The organism is Shewanella sp. SG44-2 (assembly GCF_014164215.1).
In the GTDB taxonomy this organism is placed as follows: domain Bacteria; phylum Pseudomonadota; class Gammaproteobacteria; order Enterobacterales; family Shewanellaceae; genus Shewanella; species Shewanella frigidimarina.
Genome location: NZ_JACJEU010000003.1, coordinates 61851 through 85820, shown reverse-complemented (window position 1 = coordinate 85820; position 23970 = coordinate 61851). Strand labels below are relative to the sequence as shown.

The following is a 23970-nucleotide window of genomic DNA, read 5'->3' as shown; positions in this document are numbered from 1 at the left end:
TTAACACTACCTATGTAGAGACAATCTAGTTATAGTTTTTAACAATAGCTAGCTATCAAATATGGAAAATCAATAGACATGGATACACCGCCGCAACCAAAGAGTCCTATAGCACAACCGCCATTAAATGATCTGTTAGCGGTAAGTGATACCTCAGCAATGTCCTCAGCAGGAAGCACAATAGCGCACGATTATGACCACGGTCCGCTTTTATCCCAAGATGAGTACATTCAACTTACCGAGTTGCCACTGAGCAATATTGATCCTAATTACCCTAAACTATTATTGATCATTAGCAGTGTCGTGGCGGTGATAATCATAACGGTTTTAAGCGCATTTCTATTAATAACTAAACCACTGCCATTGATAATCGCATCAGTAGGCTTGGTTTCAGCCATGATATTGGCCGTTGTGGTGATAAAGCTTATCCACCTTAAAGCACACAAAATTACTTACGGATTGTTTAAACATGAAATGGTGTTTCGTGAAGGTTTATTTTGGGTATCAACAACGGCACTACCTTATACTCGGCTGCAACATGTTAATTTGTCTCAAGGGCCGCTCGAGCGAAAATACAATTTAGTCACTTTAAAATGTTTCAGTGCCGGTAGCGGTTTAGCTGAGATAGATCTGCCAGGTCTTAATGCCGATTTAGCAGAACATTTACGTCAACATTTATTGAGCCAAGCAGCAGCAAGTCATCAATTACTCATCACCGAAGCTGAAATTATTGATCCAACGTCATCTGACGCTGAAACGGATCCGTTATCCATTCAACCTCCTCAACAGGATAATCACAATGGATAAGTCATCAACATCATCAGATGATGTCCAGCCTATTGATACTGATGAAATTAAAACTAATCGGTCATTCGCCGTAAATGTTGCCGACGCGGTCAAAACTGTTGATGGGGAGACAGAAAACAATAGCGTTGATGCAAAGCTCAACGACAATCCGACAAATGATTTTCAACAATGGCAAGCATTGTCAGCTTGGTCAATTGTCAGTAATATTTTCAGTACGTTGAAAAATATCCTCAGTAACGGTTTCGCTATCGTGCCAATAGTGTATACAGGGTGGCAACAAGGTTTTGATATGCAGTGGGGCATATTGGCCTCGAGTGTTTTATTAATACTGGTGACAATTTTTGCGATAATAGAATGGCGTAAATTTCGTTTTCGTCTTCATAACCATCAACTTGAAGTCAAACGCGGTTTAATATTTACCAAAAAGGATGAAATACCGCTAAGCCGAATACAACATATTCGTTATGAACAGCCGTTTTACTTTAAGCCGTTGTCTCTCGGCACTTTGGTGATTGAAACCGCTGGTTCTAAAAAAGATGAAGCTCATTTAGCCGCATTAGATACATTACAGGCGCAAACGTTAAAACGTTTACTGTTAAATTTAAGCCATACAAAAGTAACCTCGACAGATGAACTTCAGCAGGCAAACAGTCAACAAAACATCGATAACACCCAACCTATTGTGCGTAAAAGTTTAGCTGATTTAGTCTTATTTGGTTTTTATCAAAACAATTTTATTTGGTTTGCTGTTATCGCAGGCCCCATAGCAGGCCAAATAGATTGGGATAAAATATTCGACTCACCGCTTGCGCAACAGTTTTGGCTGTGGGTCCAGCAGCAAACCCATCAAAACATTGGTTTGCAAACTATTATGCTAATCGTGGCCTTGTTTGCGATTTACAGTTTGTTTTCGTTAATTTCAATTGTGGCGGCCATTTTAAAATATCATCCATATCAGCTCGACAAACATGATGAAACAATACAGCGAAGTGGCGGTGTCATTTCACATCAACAAGATGCACTGGCCATAAAACGAATTCAATTAGTCCAGGTTCAACAACCCGCTATTGCACGTTTATTTAACCGCTGGACCTTATATTTTAAACAAGTCAAAGGCCATGAGGTTGAACAAAAAACCAAACAGCACATGCTCGTTCCTAGTGTAAAGTCCACTGAAATTGAATCACTCCTAGCTAGTATTCCCCAACTCAGTGGCGGCGCAAGTGCATTACCCAATAGTTATAAGCCTATCCATATAAATTGGCTGACAAAGCGAATCGTTTTACCGCTGTTTCCAGCTATCGTACTCACTATTGTGGGTTACTATGGTCATCATAGCCTTGAGTTTTTTGAGTTCACTTGGTTTGCTGCAACCATGATCATGTTAGCGATTTACATTCGTTATAAACAATGGGGATATGTAGTGGCAGATAAGGTTATTTGGCAGCATAGCGGCTTTTTCGGTCAACAATGGAAACGGGTCGCATTTGAAAAAGTTCAACACGTTAAAATTACCCAAACTAAAAGCCAAAAGCATGCTCAGCTAGCCTATGTTGAAATCGGTTTGGCCAGTGGCAACGTGGTATTTCCGTATATTCCCACATCGGTTGCACAACAGATTGTGGCTCAGTCGCTCAATGCCACAGTCAATAATAACCAAAATTGGATTTAATATAATGAATGAAATACAAACAACAAATGTCAGCGTAGACGATATTATCGATTTTTGGTTTGTTCAAATATCCTCAAAACAATGGTGGGTAAAATATACCGAGTTAGATTTGCAGATAAAAAAAACATATGGCGCCACATTACAGGCGGCTATCAAGGGTGAATTACAACATTGGCGTAAAGATGCCCAAGGTCGATTGGCCGAAATAATCGTATTAGATCAATTTTCGCGAAACATTTATCGCGATACTCCAGCCGCATTTTCCGCTGACAATATCGCGTTGGAGCTTGCACAACAGGCTGTTACACTCGGTTGTTTAGCAGAGTTACCCGTGCACCAGGCTGCATTTTTAATCATGCCATACATGCATAGCGAATCGATGGAGATCCACCAGCAAGCGTTGCCATTGTTTGAACAATATGCACCCAACAATTTACCAAGCCAGCAACAGCATCAAGCGATTATTGCGCAATTTAATCGCTATCCACATCGTAATGCCATTTTAGGTCGTGAATCTACGGCTGCCGAACTCGCATTTTTAACACAACCGGGTTCTCGCTTTTAACCTAGTGAAAATCACCATAAGTAAACGATAGCGTCGATTTTATTTGACCACTAACACCGGACACTCAGCTTTATTGGCAATCGCTTCAGCCACGTTATCATGTAAAAAATGAGACAGGCCAGTTCTACCATGACTGGCAATAACCACCATACCAATATCACCACTGTTAGCTTCGGCCAAAATTTCATCAATGGCATCACCACGTCGAATAACCGTTTCAATCTTTAATTTAGTATTCAACTGACCTAATAACTCATGCATTTTGCTCGCCGCTGCATCTTCCATACTTTTAGCCAACTCTTCGGGCGTTATCGCAAGAACCATGTAATTCTCATCACCAAAAGGTTGATCTACAACGTGTAGAATACGAATGCCCACTTGATATAAATTTGCCATTTCAATGGCATAGCGTAAAGCATGTGACGCGGTATCAGAAAAATCGGTAGGCCATAAAATATTACGTGTTCGCATATTATTCTCCTCCACAATGCAAAGTGTGCTTTTGCAATGACATTACAAGCCTCATGAGAACACACTCGGCTCCATCCTAATAAATTAAGTATAGTCAGTATTAAAAGCTTACTTAGTGATCAAAATCAAATCAAAGGCGAAAACTTGCTTTAGATCATAAACAGGCATAACATCAGACCGACTAATCAGTCGGTTTATTAGCTCGAGTAATGTCGGGCTTATAAAATCAATATCGTTATTTTTGCAGGAGATCGAAAATGAATATGGCCGTTGATAATAATCAAACTCAATTACGACAGTTACTTACTGATCAACGAGCACGTTTTCAGTCCAATCAAGCACCTAGTTACCAATCTCGGGTAGATAAATTAACCCAGCTAAAGCAAGCTTTACTTGATTACCAACAGCCTATCATCGATGCATTAATTAATGATTACGGTCACCGCTCGCCAAACGACACCATAATTTCGGATATTATGCCTTGTGTGAATAACATCAATTACACTATCAAGCATCTTAAGTCATGGATGAAACCCAGTCGCCGTCATGCTGGTTTATTACTGTCCCCTTCTAAAGTGTCGGTGCAATATCAGCCCTTAGGCGTAATCGGTATTATTGTGCCGTGGAACTTCCCGGTAATGTTATCTATGGGTCCGCTAACCACCGCTATTGCTGCTGGTAATGGAGCAATGCTGAAAATGTCGGAATTCACTCCGGCAACTAATGCGCTATTGCGCAAGATGCTAGCAACAATTTTTGACTCAAATGAAGTCGAGTTAGTGGAAGGTGAAGCTGATGTAGCCGCAGCATTCTCAGCATTACCATTTGATCATATTCTGTTTACCGGCTCAACCGTTGTTGGCCGCCATGTTATGCGTGCAGCAGCTGATAACCTGACCCCCGTAACATTAGAATTAGGCGGTAAATCTCCAGCCATCATCGCTCCAGACATGCCAATCGACACCGCTGTAGAAAGACTTATTTTTGGCAAATGTTTAAATGCAGGCCAAATTTGTGTCGCACCTGACTATGTATTGTGCCCTGCGGAAAAAGTTGACGCCTTTATTGCTGCTTATCAACGTCGCTTTAATAAAATGTACCCTAATTTTGACACCAACCAAGATTACGGCAATATCATTAATGACCGTCAATACCAGCGTTTGCTGGCGGTGCTAGAAGATGCCAAGGCTAAAGGTGCAACAATCACCTCAGCAATTGATGGTCCAATATCAACAACTCAGCGAAAAATAGCCACCCAGCTAGTCACACATACCACAGACGACATGCTCATTATGCAGGATGAAATATTTGGGCCAATATTGCCCATTATTAGCTATCAGTCGGTGGATGAAGCAATAGGTTATATCAACCGAAATGACCGACCATTAGCCTTGTATCTCATGAGTTTCGAGCAACAAACGCAGCAAAAAGTATTGCAGCAAACCCATTCTGGTGGCGTTTGTATTAATGACACTGTATTCCATGTGGCCGCCGATGATGCGCCCTTTGGCGGTATTGGTCCATCTGGTATGGGACACTATCATGGCAAGGAAGGTTTCTTAACCTTTAGTCACGCTAAAACCATATTAAACAGTGGCAAAATTAATACAGGCATTTTTGTTCATCCTCCTTATGGCGGGGTGATCCAAAAATTATTGATTAAGTTTTTCTTACGTTAACTCTCCTCATCATCGCGACTGCAAGTATTGCTGTTATTAGCGATACTTGCTTAGCAAAGTTTGTCATAAAAAAGACAAGAGAAATGATCCATAGCTAGATGGATGCATAGCTAAAAATACCAAAGATTAATGGACCATAGATTAAAAAGGCATGTTGACTCAATGAGCAGTAAATCGATTGTGACCACCGATAAAAAACAAGCCATTTTACATTCGGCTTTACAGTTGTTTGTTAACAAAGGCTTCAATGCGACATCGACTGCATCGATAGCCAAAGCGGCTGGTGTGGCAACGGGCACGTTGTTTCATCATTTCCCGACAAAAAAAGACATCATGAATCAGCTTTTTTTATCCATTAAACAAGAGTTTGCTACCAACATGGTGAGCAGCACAGATTTTAGTGGCGATATCGAACGAGATGCCAATACGTTATGGCAAAAAGCCATCGATTGGGCCATTGCACAACCCTTAAAGCAACTTTTTTTTCTACAATACTCGATGTCAGCAGACATTGATGCTGACGTCAGAAAGCAAGCAATGAATAGCATTCTTGGATTTGTTGTCGAATTGATTACTCAAGGTAAACAGCAACAAATTATCGCTGATATCCCCAATGCTTTATTGCTCGAAAATTGTCATGGTCAGTATTTAGCTGCGATTCGTTTTTTTACCGACAACCCGCATTTAGGTGATGACGAGATACACAGAAAAGCCAGTTTCAGGCTATTTTGGCAGGCAATGAAAGCGTAATAAAAAGTATTAATCTAAACTAAAGTCGGTTAAATCAACATCATCAGCAGGCGTTGACGCACTATCAAAATCTAATTGAGGCGTGTGTGACGTTTGCTGGGTTTGCAACTCCAGCTGCTTAGCTTTATGTAAGGCATATTGACGGCGACGTTTGCGCTGTGTGCACAAACGGATCACATCTTGTTTTTGCAATTCGCTGTAGCTCATCCAGTTAAAACGTTCATCACGGCTACGAAGGCAGCCCATACAATATCCACGACGGTCAGACTGACAAACGCCGATACATGGACTGGGTACCGCAAAAAAACTTAACTGTTCCATCATTAGAATGCTTAACCTCAGCTAATATTGAATTTGGTACTTAACATCTAAATATACGATATAGTCACTTGTAGCTGAGATTGAAAGCCATCGCTTGCCATATCAACCAAAGCCAGCATTAAACATTGTTATATTAAGGTTATACTAATTGAGCTAATTTTGTACATTATTGCAAGTTAATAAGGAGGGTCTCATGATAAATTTAAGACGTTCAGGCCAAGATTCAACACGTAAATCAGTGTGGACCACGCCTATTTTATTGCTGAGTGGCTTAGTACTACTTGCATCTTGTGCAACAAAACCAAAGCAAGATTATGATGTTAATTATAATTTTTCAGCACTCAAAACATTCAACCAACTCACTGTAAAGCAAACGGATGATCCGTTAACGGCAGATCGCATTAATAATGATATTAAACAAACGTTACTTAACCAAGGTTATGTATTTAAAGCCGATAATGCCGACTTTGTAGTGAACTATGCTTTTGTGACTGAAAACAAAGAAAAAGATTCTGGGCTTTCTATTGGTTTAGGCTCGGGTACATGGGGGTCTGGTGGCGGTATTAGTCTTGGCACCAGTATTGGTATTCCGCTAGGCAGTGACACAGCAAAAACTCAAACCATTCAAATTGATATTATCGATCCCACAGATAAACGCCTCATTTGGCGTGGCAATGGTCAATACCACTTTGATCAAGGTTGTGAAGATAAAGCCAAAGGTATTAATCAAACAGTTGTAGCAATTTTGGCGCAATTTCCACCTAAAAAATAATCGACCATCGTTTAGCCGTAGCTTACTGTTAAGTGAATTGCGGCTTATTCAAATAGAGACTACAGCTCGGTTAAGCGACTAAACACAAATATCTATTTAGCAATTTGCTACTACACGGTAAACTAGCCATCACACTACTTTATTGACCCAGTTGACATGACGACAGAAACATATAACCAAGCTTTATTAACACTTGCGCTAGCTGGAATAGAAGCCATAAACACCTCGGCTTCACAACACAAAGCGGTAAGAACGCCAGCACAAGAAAGCCATTTTTTATGTAACTGGATGGTTGAGTCATTAAAAACAAAACGTTTTTCAAAACTAATGGCCGACGACTTAACGGCTTGGATCCGTCAAGCGCGTAGTCAAGGAGCTGGGGCTCAACTAAAACGACTATTAATCTGTATTGCCGATCAATACCAACAAGCTAACAACAGTGAAATAGCCACAGGTACAGGGCTAAAGAACATGTTGGCAGGGCTCACAGCACAAGAATGGGTAGTGATCACCGATACCGATATTGATGCAAAACTAAAACTCGACAGTGATGGTAAATCCAGTTTAATTATTTCAGCAAAAGATTTTAATCAACACATCGTTGATGAGAAAATTGTAAAACCCATCTCAATGTACATTCGTGGTGATGAAAAGCTGGTGGCTCGTTTAGCGCTAGAACAAGGTATATTACTCAGTCCAGGCAATAAAAAAAACTCATTGATCAAACATCATAAAACTTACGTATTAATGCCAAGCAATTTACACCAGAGTTTATGTTTATTATGTCTTGATCAATATTAAGTTTTAAAGTTGATGTAGTATTGAAACAACAGTAAAAATAGGGAAATACCATGAAAAAATGCTTTATTGCACTTACCTCCTTTGCGATGTTTTTTTGTGGTCCTACCGTTCAAGCTAATACCTTACTCAAGTACAACGTCAACGCATCAAGCAGTTGGGTGCCTTATTACATTACAGCATCTCCAAAAGAGCCTGGAATATTAGGAGAACTGGTCCCGTTACTGCTTGCCAAAGCTAATATTAAAATTGAAAAACACAACTTCCCGCCAAAAAGAACAAACTATGCACTCGATACTGGCTTATTAGACTTTGACTTTGTGAGTCCTAGTTGGTTTCCGAATCAAGAATTAGGCGCACTTTTTGTCCAATCAAATCCCATTATCGTTATTCAAGAAAACATTATTACTTTAGAAGAAAAAGCCAACGATTGGCAAAGTATAGATAACATCAAAGGTAAAGAAATAGGCACTGTACGTGGTTACTTGTACCATGATGATGCTGAATTTATTCGAGTCGACTTTACTTCTGAACGTGACCTCATAAAAGCACTTTACAAAAATCGTGTTGATGCAGCTATATCTGGTGATTTACCGGCGTTGTATTGGGCCAAAAAACTCAACAACCCAATTACTCTTGCGGCTATTCATTCAAAAGGCCACTTAGTGATGCGCCTTCGTAAAGAGCATGCTGCCTTACTACCACAAATTAATGCCGCTATAGCTGAGCTTGAACAAAATGGTACAACTCAAAGCATTATCGACAAATACACTAAGCAAGATATATTTAATCGATAATTCAACAAGATGATTAACTAAAACGGGTTTACGCTGTAGCCTTCATGCGCTAATACTGCATGTGCAGTTAACGCCGATAACGCCATGGTAACGCCTGGTAATAAGTCTTGTGGTGTAATGCCGTAATATGCAGCTGTTTGACCACACACATAGAACTTAACTTGGTTATTTATTAGTTGTGCAATTAAATCTTTGTTTGCATTTTTTTGCCCTGCATTGAGCTGTTGATAAAAACGGTCTTTAGTCATATCACTAGCCGCTTTTCCGTGCACCACCATAGCAACAGAAATGTCCTCAAGCTTAACGCCTGCTGCAACGTGCATATTAATAAAACGCGCCAAGGTATCGATACTACGGTTTAATTCTCCAGGTTTAGATGCGTTTCCCAAATCAAAAGCAACTTTAAACTTCATATCAGCGGGTATCACTAAGCTGCTATTTACTTCAGCGATTTTGCCATAACCTTTAATCACAGGGCCGGGTTTAAATGCTTCAACACCAGCCATTACTGTAAATGATGAACCCGCAATTAACATCACCACTGTCGATGTAACCAATGTTGATGTAACAACGCCTTTACTCATTGAATGTAAACTGACTTTCATTAAATTGATATTCCTTATATCTATTTTTTTATGCTTACTCTAGCACAGATAAACGCTTAGGTTTTAGGCTGTTTCTGAGTATAATTATGACTTCAATAAGTATGAAGACTAAATGATATGTCAATCCGCCCAATTACCACTACAGACTGGCCCGCTATTATGGCAATACAAGCACAATGCTATGTCGAACTCACACCTGAATCACTAGGTGTCATGCAAAGTAAATGGCAAGCATCACCGACGAGCTGTGTGGTGTTTGAACAACAAGGTAATGTGTTGGCCTACGCGCTTGTTCATCCTTGGTTGCAAGGCGATGCTCCGTCACTGGATACCGAGATAAGTGGCCAGATTAATGCCGATAGCTGGTATTTACATGACATGGCCATCTCACCCAGCGCTCAAGGTATGGGCATTGGTAAAAAGTTGTTTAATCATATCGTCAATCAGGCAAAAAACTTGGCGGTTGATGGCATTGGGTTGGTGGCTGTGCAAGGTGCGCATACTTACTGGCTGCAACAAGGCTTCAAGCCAAACACTACCTCAGTAAAACTAACAAAGTCACTAGACAGTTATCCTGCTGGTGTATGTTACCTGTATTTATCCTTATCATAAGGTCTTCCTCATGCACCCATCTGTCATCACCATCGGTTTATTGTGTCTTAGTAATATCTTCATGACTTTTGCTTGGTATGGTCATTTAAAAACCTTAAATAGCAAACCCTGGATTATCGCGGCTTTAGTGAGCTGGGGGATCGCCTTATTCGAATATTTATTGCAAGTTCCTGCGAATCGTCTTGGTTATACCGTGATGAACGTGGGACAATTAAAGATTCTGCAAGAGGTCATCACCTTATGTGTATTTGTCCCTTTTGCCGTTTGGTATCTCAAAGAGCCCTTAAAACTTGATTATTTGTGGGCAGGCTTATGCCTTTTAGGTGCCGTTTTCTTTATTTTTAAAAGTGAATTACATTAATTTCAGGAGTTCTCCATGGCACGCCAAGTGATTTATACCTTTAAAGGCCAAACCAAAACTATCGCCTTTAGCTATGACGTACATCATGATCTTTATGAAGCAGCTGCTGAAGCTGAAGGGATTGATTTGAAAAAGTTTCTAATCTTAGAAAAACAAATTGCGTTAACATCCAAAAAAGGCGCTAAAGCAGAGAAAGAATTTCGTAAAACCGAGTTTGCACGTTTTGGTTTTACGAGCATCAAATTTGTTCGTGAAGATGATGAGATTTAATCATTTAGTTTTACGTAAGGGCTCTCTATGTTGAATTCAGATCATGCTAATTTCCCACGAGCGAGTTTTGTTCGACGTTTAGGTGCAATGGCGTATGACTCAATGCTTGCTATTGCCGTTTATATGTTTGCTGGTGCACTAGGTTTTGGTTTTTTCTTTGGTCTGCAGAGCACCGGGCTTATTGCCATGGGTGAGTACGAGCATGTGTCAGACTTACTCAACAACACTCCGCTTTATCATGGTTTGTATCAATTCTGGATAGCCATTTGTGTTGGTGGCTTTTACGCCATTTTTTGGAGCAGAGGTGGACAAACTTTAGGTATGCGAGCTTGGCGACTTAAGGTTCAACACCCTAATGGTCAAAATTTAAGTTTTATTACTGCCTGCGCTCGAGTCATTTGGTCTTTACTGGGTATTGGTAACTTGTGGATTATCATCAATGCCGACAAGTTAGCATTGCAAGACATGATGACTCGTTCAGAGGTTGTTGTATTGTCAGTAGAAGCTAATCAAATGCGTAACTGGCATGGTGCATAATAAATCTACATACCAAACGAATCTGCATACAAAACTAGCTTGCCTGCAAAACGAATAAAAAAATCATCAAATAAGTAATAAAAATGGCAACCCTTGGGTTGCCATTTTTATATACACTTTCAATATCGACTAAACAAACAATTGATTATTTCCGAATGTAATACAAAGCTAAGCCAGTAAATAACATGCTGGGAGCAATTGCCCCCACCACCGCGGGCAATTCATATACAATGCTCATTGGGCCAAATATCTCATTACTGATATAAAAGCTAAATCCTGCCACTACGCCAAGCAGAACGCGAGCTCCCATGGTCACAGTACGTAACGGTCCAAATACAAACGATAATGCCACTAGCATCATCACAGCTACTGTTACTGGTTGCATAACCTTGCGCCATAAAGCCAGTTCATAACGACTAGGATCTTGTTGGTTAACCTTTAAGTAATCTAGGTAGTCAATTAAGCCACTAATGGATAATGCCTCTGGCTTAACCGATACCACACTCAACTTATCTGGTGTTAACGAAGATTGCCACACATCAGTATCAAGGTGATCACGAATAACGCGGTCATCTTTAACCGTAGTGTTTTCAACCACAGATAACTGCCAAGCATCGTCAATAAATACCGCGGAATTTGCATGTGTCACTCGGGTTAATTCTTGTTGTTCGTTAAACTCATATAAACTGATATTACTGAGCGTATTAATGTCTTGAACCTCACCAATATTAACGAATAAGTCACCATCTTTTGCCCAAATACCACGATGAGACTTAATCAAACTGCCACCCGATATTTTAGTCGCTTGGAGCTCTTTTGCACTTTTCTCCGCAATGGGTGCGCCCCACTCTCCCAGCGCCATAACCATAATCATTAGCGGAATAGCCGTTTTCATCGCAGATTGAGTAATTTGTAAACGCGACATACCAGAAACTTGCATCACAACTAATTCAGAGTTTGATGCCAGCATGCCCATCCCAATTAACGCACCTAGCAGTACTGCCATTGGGAAAAACATTTCAATATCACGTGGTATTAAAAACAGCACGTAAATGCCAGCGTCCAGCATGGTATAAGCCCCACGCCCGACCAAACGTAATTGATCTACCCACTTAATGATGCCTGATAATCCAGTCAAAATAAGTAAACACAAGCTTGATGTGCTGACGATCATACGAGCAATATAAAGGTCTAAGATTCTCATGCCATCACCTGCTTACGTTTAAATAAGCCTAAGAACTTCATCCCTGTAGGGCGTTCTTTAATGAGTAACAACAACCCTAATAACAACGCAAAGCCATGGATCCACCACATGCCTAAATACTGCGGCACCACCTCATCTTGCAGGGCTTTTCGGCCTGCAATCATTAATCCAAAGTAACCTAAATAAAGCAAAATAGCGGGGCCCATTTTAGCAAATTTACCCTGGCGTACATTAACCCGCGCTAACGGCACCGCAATTAAGGTCAATAATGGGATCGCGATAGGGATAGCTAGTCGCCATTGAAATTCAGCTGCAGCTTCTGGTCCTGGAGTATCCAACAATTCGTCAACTGGCATTGCAGATAATTTACGTCGCCTTTCGTCAACCTCCTGTTCTTTAATCTCCATTTTATAACCACCAAACTCAATCACTTGCAGTTCGAGTGATTTAGGACTGCCCTGATAACGGAAGCCTTTTTCAAGTTGTAACTGCTGACTGCCAATATTATCTTCAATCACACGACCTTTATTGGCGACTACAATATTTGTCAGGCCATTTTCGTCTTCAGGATCAGGGAGCTGCGCTACAAAGACTTTATCTAAGGTATTGTCTTTATTTATTTTCTCAACAAACAAAACGGCTCGACCATTTGGGCTAGCTTGAAAACGACCTTGCGTTAAGGCTGCTAATCCTGCTTCGGATTGTGCTTTTTCTAATACCTGATTCTGACGTTCCTCAGCCCAAGGTCCGACATAAACCGACAAATAAGCCGTGAATAATAAATTGGCAAAAGCAAGCAATAACGTTACGCGAGTGACATACCATTCACTCACACCGACGCCATGCAATACCACCATTTCATTTTCAGCATACATTCGCCCATGAGCCAACAATATTGCTAAAAAGAAACTCAGCGGTAACACTAACACCGTCAATTGAGGCAGGTTTAACCCTAATAATGTCATCACTAAAGACGCGGGGAATTCGCCATCAGATGCATCGGCTAACACGCGTACGAATTGTTGACTAATAAAAATAGTTAGCAGCACCAAAAGTACCGCAAATTGTGCTTTTAAAACTTCACTAATAAGATATCTAAATACAATCACAAGTAGGATCCGGTGGCTAAACTTATCTTTTTACTGGTATCAGAGCAACTTTCATGTAAACTGTCTACTTTCAGCAGTTTTGCTAGTTTTCTGACCAGCGCGGAAGGTGCTTTGGGGTCATGGTTAACATCTATTTTGGCTGTCAATTTACGCCTCTTTTCGTTAATAATCCCAAACAGTTATCACCTTTTCGTTGATTATATGCCAGATGGCGTAATGCAAACATTATCTAATAAATATAAAAATTTGTCTTTAAGAATCTAGGAGTGCTCATGGAGTTTAGCGTAAAGAGCGGCAGCCCCGAAAAGCAACGTTCAGCCTGTATCGTTGTCGGCGTGTACGAACCTCGCCGTCTGTCTGGTATCGCAGAGCAATTGGATAAAATCAGTGAAGGTTACATTAGTAACCTACTTCGTCGTGGTGACCTAGAAGGTAAACCAGGACAAATGTTGCTATTGCATCATGTACCAAACGTACTAAGCGAACGTGTTTTACTGGTTGGTTGTGGCAAAGAGCGTGAGTTAGACGAGCGCCAATACAAACAAATTATCACAAAAACCATCAGTACCCTAAATGAAACTGGTTCAATGGAAGCAGTGTGCTTCTTAACTGAACTGCATGTCAAAGGCCGCGACACCTATTGGAAAGTTCGCCAAGCCATTGAGAGCACTCAAAATAGCCTGTATTCATTTGATGCATTAAAAACCCGTAAAGGCGAAACTCGTCGTCCATTACGTAAAATGGTATTCAACGTGCCTACGCGCCGTGAACTCACCATTGGTGAACGAGCCATTGAACACGGAACAGCCGTATCTGCAGGTATGCATTTATGTCGTGACGTGGCCAACATGCCGCCTAACATTTGTAACCCTGCGTATTTGGCATCTCAAGCACGTCAAATGGCTGAAGTGTACGAAAACCTTAACGTTACGACTATTGGCGAAGAGCAAATGGCCAAATTGGGCATGAACTCTTATCTTGCTGTGGGTCGTGCTAGTGCCAATGAATCAATCATGACTGTGATGGAATATCAGGGCGCCGTTGACAGTACAGAAAAGCCAATTGTCCTTGTCGGTAAAGGGTTAACCTTTGACTCTGGCGGGATTTCATTAAAACCTGGCGAAGCCATGGATGAAATGAAATATGACATGGGTGGCGCTGCTGGTGTTATTGGCACCATGAAAGCATTGTGTGAAATGAAATTACCTATCAACGTTATTGGTATATTAGCTGGCTGTGAAAACATGCCTGCTGGTAACGCATATCGTCCAGGCGATATTTTAACCACGATGTCAGGCCAAACGGTTGAAGTGTTGAATACCGATGCCGAAGGTCGTTTAGTGTTATGTGATGTATTAACCTACGTTGAGCGCTTTGACCCTGAATTAGTGATTGATACCGCTACCTTAACTGGTGCTTGTGTTATTGCATTAGGTAAGCACGCTTCTGGTTTATTTAGTTCGCATAACCCGCTTGCACACGAAATGCTAAATGCTGGTGAGCAAAGTGGTGACCGCGCATGGCGCATGCCGTTATGGGATGAATACCAAGACATGCTAGACAGCCCATTTGCCGACATGACTAACTTAGGTGGTCGTCCGGCTGGTTCGATTACTGCAGCGTGTTTCTTGTCTCGCTTTACTAAGAAGTATAATTGGGCACATTTAGATGTCGCAGGTACGGCTTGGAACAGTGGCGCAAACAAAGGATCTACCGGTCGTCCGGTACCGATTTTAAGCCAGTTCTTAATTAATCGTGCTGGTGTTGAAATTAGCGAATAAGTATTAACTTTGGCGCATATTAAAGGGTAAAGCCTAAGGCTTTACCCTTTTTTTATTGTCGAAGACGTCAATACATTAGTCTGTAAAGTAAACACTCTATGCCACCAAAACTAGGCCAACCATTGACGATGTAATTGCTCTTCATCACCTAAATAATCCAATACCCAAGCCAATGCGGGTGACATTTGATCATCATTCCACGCCAAACAACATGGGCTAGGTTGTTTCACTCTGTGGAGCGTTTTACAGACTAACTTACCTGATTCAATCAACGGTCGAGCCAGATGTTCAGGCATATATCCAACCCCTAAGCCTTCGACAAAACAGTTAATAGCACTGTGCCAATCGGGCACTACTAATCGTCGTTGACTGTTTAACATCCACGTAATCCGCTTAGGAATATCACGAGAGGTATCTTCAAGACAAATAGACGGAAAAACACGCAACTCATCATCATGAAGTGGACGCATAATATTTGCCAATGGATGATCAGAGCTGACCACAAACAGCCAATCAATATTGCCCATATTAGTGAATTTAAATGCCCCACCAACTGGATTTGCGGTTGTCGCACCAATGGCAATATCACTTCTTCCGGTAGCAAGAGCCTCCCATACACCATTAAACACTTCAATCCTGATAATCAGCTCCACATCTTGAAACTGTCGATAAAAATCAGCAATCAACGCATGAACGCTATCCGTTCTCGAAATATTATCCAATGCAATTGAGAGTATAGGCTTCCAACCATTGGCCACTCGTTGAGTGTCGCGTTTCATTAACTCCATATCGTTAAGAAACTGGCGCGCTTTTACGGCGAAATGCTTTCCTGCTGGGGTTAGGCTGACACTGCGATGATGGCGAATAAATAACTCGACTCCCAGTTCAGTTTCAATTTGTTTGACTGAATAACTTATAGCAGACGGTACCTTATGCAATTTTTTCGCGGCTGCAGTAAAGCTACCTGTTTGGGCGACAACGTCTATTAGCTCAAAAACTTGCTGTGAAAGCATATCAATTTAACTCGCTAGAAAATGTACATTAACAGCACAAGGTGAATAACACATCCAAAGTTTGATATTGAACTGAAACCTTCCATTCTTGTAATTACATCATGGTATCAATATTTTTGATAGCAGCCGTCAAAAATAAACGTTTCCAGCTAATTTAGCAAACCATTAAGCTAGCGACCTTTATTGAACTGACGAAAATAAATATGCCTAATTTGAACAATAACAATATATTAATCAACACAAAACAAACAAATATAACATTCTATTTGTTTCTGTTTTATTTAGCCTTACTGAGTATGTTAGGTTTTGTAGCTACCGACATGTACCTCCCATCATTCAAATCTATTGAAGGGACTTTTAATGCAAGCACTTCAGAAGTGGCCATGTCGTTAACCAGCTTTTTAGCTGGCCTCGCTATCGGACAGTTATTGTATGGGCCATTAGTACATAAAATAGGTAAGCGAAACTCACTGTTTGTTGGTTTAAGCCTGTTTATGCTAGCAAGTGCATTGATTGCGAATAGTGACAGTATTCTGATGATGAATATTGCTCGTTTCTTCCAAGCGATTGGTGCTTGCAGTGCAGCCGTTATTTGGCAAGCGATTGTGATTGAGCAATACCCAGCCGATAAAGCTCAAAATATTTTCTCTAATATTATGCCTTTAGTGGCATTGTCTCCGGCATTAGCGCCCATTGCTGGCGCAATGATACTGAATAGTTTTGGCTGGCGCGCGGTGTTTATTAGCTTATGTATCATTGCAGTATTACTCATTGCCATGACGTATTTTTTTGTGCCTAAAGAACAAGTGAGCGTTCACAAAAGCAAAACTCATATCCGCTATAAACAACTGCTTTCCAATACGCGATATTTAGGCAATGTGGTTATTTTTGGTGCGTGTTCAGGCGCTTTTTTTGCTTACTTAACGTTGTGGCCTGCTGTCATGGAACAGTATGGGTACGCCGCGACAGAAATTGGCTTAAGTTTTATTCCCCAAACCATCATGTTTATTGTTGGTGGCTACTCAAGTAAATTACTGATCCGCAAATTTGGCACCAAAATCAGCCTAAACTGTTTACTGATATTGTTTGGTTTATGTGTTGCTGCCATTTTTACCTCCAGTGTGATCCTCAATACTGAAACAATATTGCCACTGCTCATTGCATTCTCTTTGCTAGCAGGAAGCAATGGCGCGATTTATCCTATTGTGGTCAATAATGCTCTGCAAGAGTTCAGCAATAACGCGGCCAAAGCTGCAGGACTACAAAATTTTTTGCAGATTACTATCTCTTTTGGGGCATCAAGTCTGGTGGCAGTTTGGGCAAGTGCGGGTGATAACGCCATTGGTTGGGGAATACTGGCCTGTTCAGTATTGGTTGCCGTTGGCCACGTGATAAAAAGTCATGATTCTTGGGCACAAATAAATCAGTATTTTACTTTTCCTGATCCAGCAAGGTTATCTAAAGCCTTCACTAAACATGATCAATAATGGTGATGTGGCGATAAAATAATCATCATATGATGGAGTTATAATTTGTCTATAACTTCATCATATGCTAGGTTATTTATTGAACAGCTTAACGTTAACTCTCACATTCAAATTAACAATCACAAGGAATTGATTGAATGACGCAACACAACCGCTTGATAATGTCATTAGCAGTGGCACACCCATAAATGAAACGCTTGCCTTTAACGCTTTATATCATCTTCCTCAGCGTTTGCTTTGCACTCACGCCAACGGGCGATCTATTTGCAAAAGACCAATCGCAAGTTCGATTTATCACCCATCCATTACCCCCATTTAGTTACATTGATAATGATCTTTTAAGCGGTTTTTCTATCGATATTGTTCAAGCGATGATGCTACATACCCAGCAAACAGCCAACATTGAAATGTACCCCTTTAATAGAGCTTTTCAGTTATTAAAGTCGCAACCCAATACTGCGTTATTTGTCATTGCTAAAAGGCCGGAAAGAGAAGTAAACATGAAATGGGTAGGCCCCATTATTAGTAGCGGAGTGTATTTTTACCAAAAGCGTAATTCCGGACTATCACTAGCAGATTTAGAAGACTTAAAACGAGTCCGAAATGTCGGCGTAGTGCTTGGTAATGCTGACCATACCTATTTGGACTCCCAAGGATTCACTAACCTCAGTACTGACAAATCCCAATTACAATCGCTCAAAATGCTCAGTTACGGCAGAGTTGATGTTGCGCCGATGAGCGAGCTAGTAATGCCTTTTTTGGCAAAAGCAGCCGATATCGATATCAACTCAATAGAACGTACTCCTATTAAGTTGTACGACTCTACCTTATATATTGCGTTTTCAAACGACACCACTGATGAGGCGGTTGCATTATGGCAGCAAGCATTTGATGAGTTAAAATCATCAGGGATCTACCAGACCATTTATCAAGATTATTTTCCAACTGATACCGATATTGCTAAGCGATAATGGATCATTCACTTCCAATACATAACAACTGCAATAGATAATTTTTACTATCGAATTTTCGTTATCCACTAAATATGTTTAATGCTATCTCCCCGAAGATCCTCTCTAAGCCAAACAGACTAAGAATAAACAATGGTTAACTTGTTACATGTAAATAACAAATTTAATATAAAATCCAAAATAAGTATAAATATATAATTTAACGAAATAAAAATCACTGAAAAGGATGTTCTGATGAAGGCGATACTCATTTCAATAGTCAGTACGTTAGCGCTTTTTGGGTTAATGACTATTTTATTGGGCTGGCTACTCAATAAAATGTGCGGTAATACCGTTTACACCGAATCACTTTCATTAGATAAAATGTATAAGGCTGTTATCTTTGAAAGAAGCTGCGGTGGCGCTACTGGCCATTCAACCCAAGTATCAATCATAAAAGCTAACGAGCAACTGTGTGACAATTGCGCTGGCGATGTGCTCGTTGCCAATGGCCATCCTAACGACAATAAACTCAACTTAGTCTGGTTAGGGCAACAAGATTCTGACGATCAGCATCTGCAAATTCATATTGCTGCAGATATACAAATAACTAGGCAAGAAACCACTTGGTCTTCTTGGTTTGACAGTATCGATATTTCCTACCCTGTATTTGACCATTACCCATTAGCCTGTGAACAAACGCCACAACCTAAAGCTTGTCAATTTATCACTCATGATCAAAAGCTTATTGATGTGTTAATAAAGTTTGAAAGCTTTAAAAACCATAAAGCACTGGCTGTATCGGTTAACGATATGGGTAATGTTAGATATGGATACGGTTATGGCTATGACTCAATGTTAAAAGCACAACGCAGAGCTTTAAAAGAGTGCACCAAAGGGACTCGTCCTACTCATGTAAAATGTGAGTTAATCCGTTAAGGCGAACCAATGCGATTTGAACTCAAACAACACAAAACACATTTAATTGATAATCAGAAAATAGATGTCTATTACAACCGTGTCACCACCCGTTTTAGCTTATCCATAAATCAGCAACAGGTTTATAGTCGACTACTAGTGTTAAGCCCATGGCGAAAGCAACAAATCCTTATAAACAACACGCCATACAACTTAACCATCATTTGGTTTTTATTGTGGCGATCCAGTTTAACCCCTACTCAGCAGTCAGACCGCCATCCTACAATTATAGAACTGCTGCCTGAACGGCGTAGAAAATCCATTATGATCGCGATATATTTAGGATTAATTAGCAGTATTAAACTGACGCTAGGGATATTAATCTATTCCAACGTCATATGAATATCGCATCACGAGGCCATTAACCCGCAGACGATTTTAGTGTAAACTCGAGCCCAACTTATTAACCTGTTAAAAGCATCACCACATGACTCAAGCCTTGTTTTACCTTATGCCTGATAATCATAATCAAATGAGTGCATTAGATGCGCTCTATTTAGCGGCTTGCAGGTTAGCTGAACAACAATATCGCCAACAAAAAACCGTCTACATTCACTGTAAAGACAAACAGCAAGCTTATGCCATTGACGAATTACTGTGGCAATTTGAGCCAAACGCCTTTGTACCACACAACTTAAAAGGTGAAGGCCCAGTAACAGGTGCACCTGTGGAAATTGGTTTTGATACTTTAGGGCCAAATAAAAGTCGTCAAGTTCTGATTAATCTTGCAGACCAAATGCCCAGTTTTGCGGTAAACTTGCTCCATATTATCGATTTTGTCGCTAATGATGACGAACTCAAGCGTATTGCTCGCAATCGCTACCGTCAATATCAGAATGTAGGCATTACGCCTAGCACTCAAGCATTAGCTGAATAAACACTTAATTTAGATAGAGAACATAACGCTCCTATGGAAAAAACATACAACCCAAAGTCTATCGAACAAGCCCTTTACCAAAACTGGGAAGAGCAAGGTTACTTCAAGCCGCATGGTGATGAATCAAAAGGCAATTACTGCATCATGATCCCGCCACCGAATGTAACCGGTAGCTTGCACATGGGCCATGCCTTCCAAGACACCATCATGGATACCCTTACCCGCTTTGAGCGCATGAAAGGTAAAAATACCTTGTGGCAAGTTGGCACCGACCACGCGGGTATTGCAACTCAAATGTTGGTTGAGCGTAAGCTTGAAGCCGAAGAAGGTAAAACTCGCCATGATTTAGGCCGTGACGCCTTTATCGATAAAGTGTGGGACTGGAAAGAACAGTCTGGTGGCACGATTACCAAACAGCTTCGCCGTATGGGCGCATCGGTTGATTGGGATCGCGAACGTTTCACTATGGATGAAGGCTTATCAAAAGCGGTTCAAGAAGTGTTTGTTCGTCTATACGATGATGAACTTATTTATCGTGGTAAGCGCCTAGTTAACTGGGATCCAAAGCTGCACACCGCCATTTCAGATTTAGAAGTTGAAAACAAAGAGAAGCAAGGCCACATGTGGCACTTCCGCTATCCTTTGGCCCAAGGTGCATTAACAGCCGACGGTAAAGATTACCTAGAAGTGGCCACTACGCGCCCAGAAACCATGTTAGGTGACAGCGCAGTAGCCGTACATCCAGATGATGAACGTTACCAGTCATTAATTGGCAAATTCATTCTATTGCCTATCGTTAACCGTTTAGTGCCGATTGTTGCCGACGATTATGTCGACATGGAATTTGGAACCGGTTGTGTAAAAATCACTCCAGCCCATGACTTTAACGACTATGAAGTCGGTAAACGTCATCAACTGCCTATGTACAACATCTTCACCTTAGATGCCGCCGTACGTAGTTTTGTTGAAGTGATTAACACTGATGGCACCCCAAACAAAGGCGTCGAGATTGCCTTGCCAGAGCGTTATGTTGGCCTAGATCGCTTTAAAGCCCGTGATGCTATCGTGGCTGAATTTGACAGCTTAGGTCTACTTGAAAAAGTCGCTCCGCACGGCTTAAAAGTACCCTATGGCGATCGCTCTGGTGTGGTGATTGAACCATTACTAACCGACCAGTGGTATGTGGCTGTTCAGTCAATGGCTAAAACAGCCATTGAAGCGGTAGAAACCGGTGAAATTAAGTTTGTACCGCAGCAATACGAAAACATGTACTTCTCATGGATGCGCGATATTAAAGACTGGTGTATTTCACGCCAGTTATGGTGGGGACACCGTATTCCAGCTTGGTACGACGAAAACGGCAAAGTCTACGTTGGTCGTAACGAAGCAGAAGTTCGCGCTAAACATAAATTTGCTGACTCTGTGGTATTACGTCAAGACGACGACGTATTAGACACCTGGTTCAGCTCAGCATTATGGACATTCTCAACCTTAGGTTGGCCAGACAATTTAGAAGATTTAAAAACCTTCCACCCAACCGACGTGTTGGTGACCGGTTTTGACATCATCTTCTTCTGGGTTGCCCGCATGATCATGATGACCATGCATTTCATTAAAGATGAAGATGGCAAGCCACAAGTGCCTTTTAAAACCGTTTACGTTACCGGTCTTATCCGTGACGAAGTCGGCAATAAAATGTCAAAGTCTAAAGGTAACGTACTTGATCCATTAGACATGATTGACGGTATCGAGCTTGAAACCTTAGTTGAAAAGCGCACTGGCAACATGATGCAGCCGCAACTTGCCGCAAAAATTGAAAAGAGTACCCGTAAAGAATTTGCCGATGGCATTGAAGCTCATGGTACTGATGCACTGCGCTTTACCTTAGCAGCAATGGCTTCAACCGGCCGTGACATCAACTGGGACATGAAACGTCTTGATGGTTACCGCAGTTTCTGTAACAAGTTATGGAATGCGTCACGTTACGTGTTAATGAACACTGAAGTGCAGACGGATCCAGATAGCGATGAAGCTGGCGAGCCTTTAGATTGCGGTCAATTGTTAGTTGATGGCAAACCAGGTGAGATGGAATTATCGTTAGCTGATCGTTGGATCATTGGTTTGTTTAACCAAACCGTGAAAACCGTTGAAGATCACATGGCCGCTTTCCGTTTCGACTTAGCCGCTAACACCTTATACGAGTTCACTTGGAATCAATTCTGTGACTGGTATTTGGAATTAACCAAGCCTGTTATGCAAAATGGCACTGAAGCGCAAATGCGCGGCACTCGCCACACTTTGGTCAATGTGCTTGAAAAAATGCAACGTCTAATGCATCCATTTATGCCGTACATTACTGAAACGATTTGGCAACGTGTCAAACCATTAGCAGGCGTAACTGGCGATACCATCATGCTAGCATCATTCCCAACTTATCAAGCAGATCAAGTTGATGCGACCGCGATGGCCGATCTTGAATGGGTTAAGCAAGTGATTGTAGCAGTACGTAATATTCGTGCAGAGCTTAACATTGCCCCATCAAAGCCGCTTAATGCGTTACTGCGTGGTGTGAGCTACGAAGATCGTATTCGTCTGGAAGCAAACCAAACATTCTTTGCAAGTTTGGCTAAACTCGAAACGATGACCATTTTAGCAGAGGGTGAAACGGCGCCAATGTCGAGCACTCAGTTAGTCGGCAATATGGAGCTATTAATCCCAATGGCAGGTTTGATCGATGTAGGCGCAGAAATGGCCCGTATCGATAAACAGTTAGAAAAGCTTGCTCAAGAGATTGCCCGTATTGAAGGTAAATTATCTAATCAAGGTTTTGTGGCTAAAGCCCCTGCTGCGGTAATTGATAAAGAACGCGCTAAGATGACCGATTTAACTCGTGACATTGAAAAATTAAACGAACAAAAAGTCGAATTAGCTAAGATTTAACTGCACTAAGTTGTTGTCTTAAGGTTTACTTTGTTTAACAAAGCACTATTAAAAAAACCAGCGAATAACTCGCTGGTTTTTTATCTTTGTTGATGTGACCCATGGCGATAATATTAGGTTTATTTGGTTCAAAATTGAAACTTTGATATCTCAACTTACATTTTTGGTGTATAAGCTTCGGCCAATATCATCATTCTATCTAATGGGTCAAAACCATGTCTGATAAATACTTTTTTAAAGGTCGTAGAACCCCTAAGCCAGCTTATGGTGAAAGTGGTTATAACACCAAACGTGCAGCCAAACTGGGCACGGAAGCGTTACCGTTAATATTGTCAGTTCAAACCGAAGCTCGCCAACATGAAGTGGCTGCTATGGTCGCTGAACAGCAACTCTTTGCTAATATCACTATTGATGCTGATAAGCCTGAAAACATTGTTGATTTAACCGGTTTATTGAATAAACCTAAAGCGGTTACTTCTGAAGCTAAGCCTAACCGCAATGATGCTTGCCCTTGTGGCAGTGGTAAAAAGTACAAAAAGTGTTGCGGTGCTTAAACCGTAACACCAACGTTAGGCCCGTTGAGAACTAACGGGCCAATGATAAAAAATTGAAGC

General features: G+C 41.0%; 25 protein-coding genes. 19 read left to right on the top strand and 6 right to left on the bottom strand.

Annotation, left to right across the window (positions count from 1 at the left end; all coding sequences use genetic code 11):
• Positions 1 to 78: 78 nt before the first annotated feature.
• The 3 genes from H5181_RS03215 to H5181_RS03205 are packed head-to-tail and all read left to right on the top strand — an operon-like array spanning position 79 to position 3044.
• The gene (locus tag H5181_RS03215; RefSeq protein WP_245423118.1) at positions 79 to 807 is read left to right on the top strand and encodes a PH domain-containing protein; all 729 of its coding nucleotides are present in this window, start codon (positions 79 to 81) and stop codon (positions 805 to 807) included.
• On the top strand, positions 800 to 2479 hold the full coding sequence (locus H5181_RS03210; RefSeq protein ID WP_182750217.1) for a PH domain-containing protein: 1680 nt from the start codon (positions 800 to 802) through the stop codon (positions 2477 to 2479). The genes H5181_RS03215 and H5181_RS03210 overlap by 8 nt, the downstream gene beginning before the upstream one ends.
• A gap of 4 nt (positions 2480 to 2483) precedes the next feature.
• Complete coding sequence (locus H5181_RS03205) at positions 2484 to 3044, top strand: DUF924 family protein (protein WP_182750216.1); 561 nt, start codon at positions 2484 to 2486, stop codon at positions 3042 to 3044.
• A 39-nt stretch (positions 3045 to 3083) separates the two neighbouring features.
• Here the strand turns inward: H5181_RS03205 and H5181_RS03200 are convergent, their stop codons facing one another.
• On the bottom strand, positions 3084 to 3515 hold the full coding sequence (locus tag H5181_RS03200) for a universal stress protein (RefSeq protein ID WP_011636412.1): 432 nt from the start codon (positions 3513 to 3515) through the stop codon (positions 3084 to 3086).
• A gap of 257 nt (positions 3516 to 3772) precedes the next feature.
• Between H5181_RS03200 and H5181_RS03195 the strand changes: the two genes are divergently transcribed.
• Both H5181_RS03195 and H5181_RS03190 read left to right on the top strand, forming a co-directional pair.
• Positions 3773 to 5194, top strand: a complete 1422-nt coding sequence (locus tag H5181_RS03195) for a coniferyl aldehyde dehydrogenase (protein ID WP_182750215.1) — start codon at positions 3773 to 3775, stop codon at positions 5192 to 5194.
• A 162-nt stretch (positions 5195 to 5356) separates the two neighbouring features.
• Entirely contained in the window at positions 5357 to 5944 is a 588-nt protein-coding gene (locus H5181_RS03190) for a TetR/AcrR family transcriptional regulator (protein ID WP_041412809.1), read from the top strand.
• A gap of 9 nt (positions 5945 to 5953) precedes the next feature.
• Here the strand turns inward: H5181_RS03190 and H5181_RS03185 are convergent, their stop codons facing one another.
• Positions 5954 to 6265: a DUF1289 domain-containing protein gene (locus H5181_RS03185; protein WP_041413424.1), complete on the bottom strand. Its 312-nt coding sequence runs from the start codon at positions 6263 to 6265 to the stop codon at positions 5954 to 5956.
• Between the two features lie 193 nt (positions 6266 to 6458).
• Between H5181_RS03185 and H5181_RS03180 the strand changes: the two genes are divergently transcribed.
• The 3 genes from H5181_RS03180 (at position 6459) to H5181_RS03170 (ending at position 8632) form a co-directional block, all read left to right on the top strand.
• A complete protein-coding gene (locus tag H5181_RS03180) occupies positions 6459 to 7037 on the top strand; it encodes a DUF4136 domain-containing protein (RefSeq protein WP_259396928.1) in 579 nt (192 codons plus the stop codon).
• A gap of 156 nt (positions 7038 to 7193) precedes the next feature.
• Positions 7194 to 7838: a DUF2913 family protein gene (locus H5181_RS03175; protein ID WP_182750214.1), complete on the top strand. Its 645-nt coding sequence runs from the start codon at positions 7194 to 7196 to the stop codon at positions 7836 to 7838.
• Between the two features lie 50 nt (positions 7839 to 7888).
• Entirely contained in the window at positions 7889 to 8632 is a 744-nt protein-coding gene (locus H5181_RS03170) for an ABC transporter substrate-binding protein (protein WP_182750213.1), read from the top strand.
• Positions 8633 to 8649: 17 nt separating this feature from the next.
• Here H5181_RS03170 and H5181_RS03165 read toward each other — a convergent pair whose 3' ends face one another.
• On the bottom strand, positions 8650 to 9237 hold the full coding sequence (locus H5181_RS03165; protein ID WP_259396927.1) for a DsrE family protein: 588 nt from the start codon (positions 9235 to 9237) through the stop codon (positions 8650 to 8652).
• A gap of 117 nt (positions 9238 to 9354) precedes the next feature.
• Between H5181_RS03165 and H5181_RS03160 the strand changes: the two genes are divergently transcribed.
• Genes H5181_RS03160 through H5181_RS03145 form a run of 4 tightly spaced genes read left to right on the top strand, consistent with a single transcriptional unit; the run spans position 9355 to position 11017 of the window.
• A complete protein-coding gene (locus tag H5181_RS03160) occupies positions 9355 to 9849 on the top strand; it encodes a GNAT family N-acetyltransferase (protein WP_182750212.1) in 495 nt (164 codons plus the stop codon).
• Between the two features lie 10 nt (positions 9850 to 9859).
• Positions 9860 to 10210 (top strand): DMT family protein, encoded by a 351-nt coding sequence (locus H5181_RS03155; RefSeq protein WP_011636403.1) that lies wholly within the window; start codon positions 9860 to 9862, stop codon positions 10208 to 10210.
• Between the two features lie 15 nt (positions 10211 to 10225).
• Complete coding sequence (locus H5181_RS03150) at positions 10226 to 10480, top strand: DUF2960 domain-containing protein (protein ID WP_011636402.1); 255 nt, start codon at positions 10226 to 10228, stop codon at positions 10478 to 10480.
• Between the two features lie 27 nt (positions 10481 to 10507).
• Complete coding sequence (locus H5181_RS03145) at positions 10508 to 11017, top strand: RDD family protein (RefSeq protein ID WP_011636401.1); 510 nt, start codon at positions 10508 to 10510, stop codon at positions 11015 to 11017.
• Positions 11018 to 11162: 145 nt separating this feature from the next.
• Here the strand turns inward: H5181_RS03145 and lptG are convergent, their stop codons facing one another.
• The gene (gene lptG, locus H5181_RS03140) at positions 11163 to 12221 is read right to left on the bottom strand and encodes an LPS export ABC transporter permease LptG (RefSeq protein WP_182750211.1); all 1059 of its coding nucleotides are present in this window, start codon (positions 12219 to 12221) and stop codon (positions 11163 to 11165) included.
• Positions 12218 to 13330 carry an LPS export ABC transporter permease LptF gene (gene lptF / locus H5181_RS03135; protein WP_182750210.1) on the bottom strand — a complete coding sequence of 371 codons (1113 nt, stop codon included), beginning with the start codon at positions 13328 to 13330 and terminating at the stop codon, positions 12218 to 12220. The genes lptG and lptF overlap by 4 nt, the downstream gene beginning before the upstream one ends.
• 272 nt (positions 13331 to 13602) lie before the next feature.
• Here lptF and pepA point away from each other — a divergent pair, with 272 nt between their 5' ends.
• The gene (gene pepA, locus H5181_RS03130; protein ID WP_011636398.1) at positions 13603 to 15111 is read left to right on the top strand and encodes a leucyl aminopeptidase; all 1509 of its coding nucleotides are present in this window, start codon (positions 13603 to 13605) and stop codon (positions 15109 to 15111) included.
• A gap of 110 nt (positions 15112 to 15221) precedes the next feature.
• Here the strand turns inward: pepA and punR are convergent, their stop codons facing one another.
• Positions 15222 to 16124 carry a DNA-binding transcriptional activator PunR gene (punR, locus tag H5181_RS03125; protein WP_182750209.1) on the bottom strand — a complete coding sequence of 301 codons (903 nt, stop codon included), beginning with the start codon at positions 16122 to 16124 and terminating at the stop codon, positions 15222 to 15224.
• Between the two features lie 203 nt (positions 16125 to 16327).
• Between punR and punC the strand changes: the two genes are divergently transcribed.
• From punC to H5181_RS03095, 6 genes are all read left to right on the top strand, one after another.
• A complete protein-coding gene (gene punC / locus H5181_RS03120; protein ID WP_182750208.1) occupies positions 16328 to 17611 on the top strand; it encodes a purine nucleoside transporter PunC in 1284 nt (427 codons plus the stop codon).
• A 188-nt stretch (positions 17612 to 17799) separates the two neighbouring features.
• Positions 17800 to 18582 (top strand): ABC transporter substrate-binding protein, encoded by a 783-nt coding sequence (locus tag H5181_RS03115; RefSeq protein ID WP_182750207.1) that lies wholly within the window; start codon positions 17800 to 17802, stop codon positions 18580 to 18582.
• 234 nt (positions 18583 to 18816) lie between these two features.
• A complete protein-coding gene (locus H5181_RS03110; RefSeq protein ID WP_182750206.1) occupies positions 18817 to 19500 on the top strand; it encodes a hypothetical protein in 684 nt (227 codons plus the stop codon).
• A gap of 466 nt (positions 19501 to 19966) precedes the next feature.
• The gene (locus tag H5181_RS03105; protein WP_059746519.1) at positions 19967 to 20416 is read left to right on the top strand and encodes a DNA polymerase III subunit chi; all 450 of its coding nucleotides are present in this window, start codon (positions 19967 to 19969) and stop codon (positions 20414 to 20416) included.
• A 33-nt stretch (positions 20417 to 20449) separates the two neighbouring features.
• Positions 20450 to 23356, top strand: coding sequence for a valine--tRNA ligase (locus tag H5181_RS03100; RefSeq protein ID WP_182750205.1), 2907 nt, complete (start codon positions 20450 to 20452; stop codon positions 23354 to 23356).
• 215 nt (positions 23357 to 23571) lie between these two features.
• Positions 23572 to 23910 carry a PBPRA1643 family SWIM/SEC-C metal-binding motif protein gene (locus H5181_RS03095; protein ID WP_011636389.1) on the top strand — a complete coding sequence of 113 codons (339 nt, stop codon included), beginning with the start codon at positions 23572 to 23574 and terminating at the stop codon, positions 23908 to 23910.
• The last annotated feature ends 60 nt before the right edge of the window (positions 23911 to 23970 follow it).

Excerpts from the sequence above, each read along its gene's own strand:
- H5181_RS03215 (WP_245423118.1), top strand. The coding sequence starts at position 79 with ATGGATACACCGCCGCAACCAAAGAGTCCTATAGCACAACCGCCATTA.
- H5181_RS03210 (WP_182750217.1), top strand. The coding sequence starts at position 800 with ATGGATAAGTCATCAACATCATCAGATGATGTCCAGCCTATTGATACT.
- H5181_RS03205 (WP_182750216.1), top strand. The coding sequence starts at position 2,484 with ATGAATGAAATACAAACAACAAATGTCAGCGTAGACGATATTATCGAT.
- H5181_RS03200 (WP_011636412.1), bottom strand. The coding sequence starts at position 3,515 with ATGCGAACACGTAATATTTTATGGCCTACCGATTTTTCTGATACCGCG.
- H5181_RS03195 (WP_182750215.1), top strand. The coding sequence starts at position 3,773 with ATGAATATGGCCGTTGATAATAATCAAACTCAATTACGACAGTTACTT.
- H5181_RS03190 (WP_041412809.1), top strand. The coding sequence starts at position 5,357 with ATGAGCAGTAAATCGATTGTGACCACCGATAAAAAACAAGCCATTTTA.
- H5181_RS03185 (WP_041413424.1), bottom strand. The coding sequence starts at position 6,265 with ATGGAACAGTTAAGTTTTTTTGCGGTACCCAGTCCATGTATCGGCGTT.
- H5181_RS03180 (WP_259396928.1), top strand. The coding sequence starts at position 6,459 with ATGATAAATTTAAGACGTTCAGGCCAAGATTCAACACGTAAATCAGTG.
- H5181_RS03175 (WP_182750214.1), top strand. The coding sequence starts at position 7,194 with ATGACGACAGAAACATATAACCAAGCTTTATTAACACTTGCGCTAGCT.
- H5181_RS03170 (WP_182750213.1), top strand. The coding sequence starts at position 7,889 with ATGAAAAAATGCTTTATTGCACTTACCTCCTTTGCGATGTTTTTTTGT.
- H5181_RS03165 (WP_259396927.1), bottom strand. The coding sequence starts at position 9,237 with ATGAAAGTCAGTTTACATTCAATGAGTAAAGGCGTTGTTACATCAACA.
- H5181_RS03160 (WP_182750212.1), top strand. The coding sequence starts at position 9,355 with ATGTCAATCCGCCCAATTACCACTACAGACTGGCCCGCTATTATGGCA.
- H5181_RS03155 (WP_011636403.1), top strand. The coding sequence starts at position 9,860 with ATGCACCCATCTGTCATCACCATCGGTTTATTGTGTCTTAGTAATATC.
- H5181_RS03150 (WP_011636402.1), top strand. The coding sequence starts at position 10,226 with ATGGCACGCCAAGTGATTTATACCTTTAAAGGCCAAACCAAAACTATC.
- H5181_RS03145 (WP_011636401.1), top strand. The coding sequence starts at position 10,508 with ATGTTGAATTCAGATCATGCTAATTTCCCACGAGCGAGTTTTGTTCGA.
- lptG (WP_182750211.1), bottom strand. The coding sequence starts at position 12,221 with ATGAGAATCTTAGACCTTTATATTGCTCGTATGATCGTCAGCACATCA.
- pepA (WP_011636398.1), top strand. The coding sequence starts at position 13,603 with ATGGAGTTTAGCGTAAAGAGCGGCAGCCCCGAAAAGCAACGTTCAGCC.
- punR (WP_182750209.1), bottom strand. The coding sequence starts at position 16,124 with ATGCTTTCACAGCAAGTTTTTGAGCTAATAGACGTTGTCGCCCAAACA.
- punC (WP_182750208.1), top strand. The coding sequence starts at position 16,328 with ATGCCTAATTTGAACAATAACAATATATTAATCAACACAAAACAAACA.
- H5181_RS03115 (WP_182750207.1), top strand. The coding sequence starts at position 17,800 with ATGAAACGCTTGCCTTTAACGCTTTATATCATCTTCCTCAGCGTTTGC.
- H5181_RS03110 (WP_182750206.1), top strand. The coding sequence starts at position 18,817 with ATGAAGGCGATACTCATTTCAATAGTCAGTACGTTAGCGCTTTTTGGG.
- H5181_RS03105 (WP_059746519.1), top strand. The coding sequence starts at position 19,967 with ATGACTCAAGCCTTGTTTTACCTTATGCCTGATAATCATAATCAAATG.
- H5181_RS03100 (WP_182750205.1), top strand. The coding sequence starts at position 20,450 with ATGGAAAAAACATACAACCCAAAGTCTATCGAACAAGCCCTTTACCAA.
- H5181_RS03095 (WP_011636389.1), top strand. The coding sequence starts at position 23,572 with ATGTCTGATAAATACTTTTTTAAAGGTCGTAGAACCCCTAAGCCAGCT.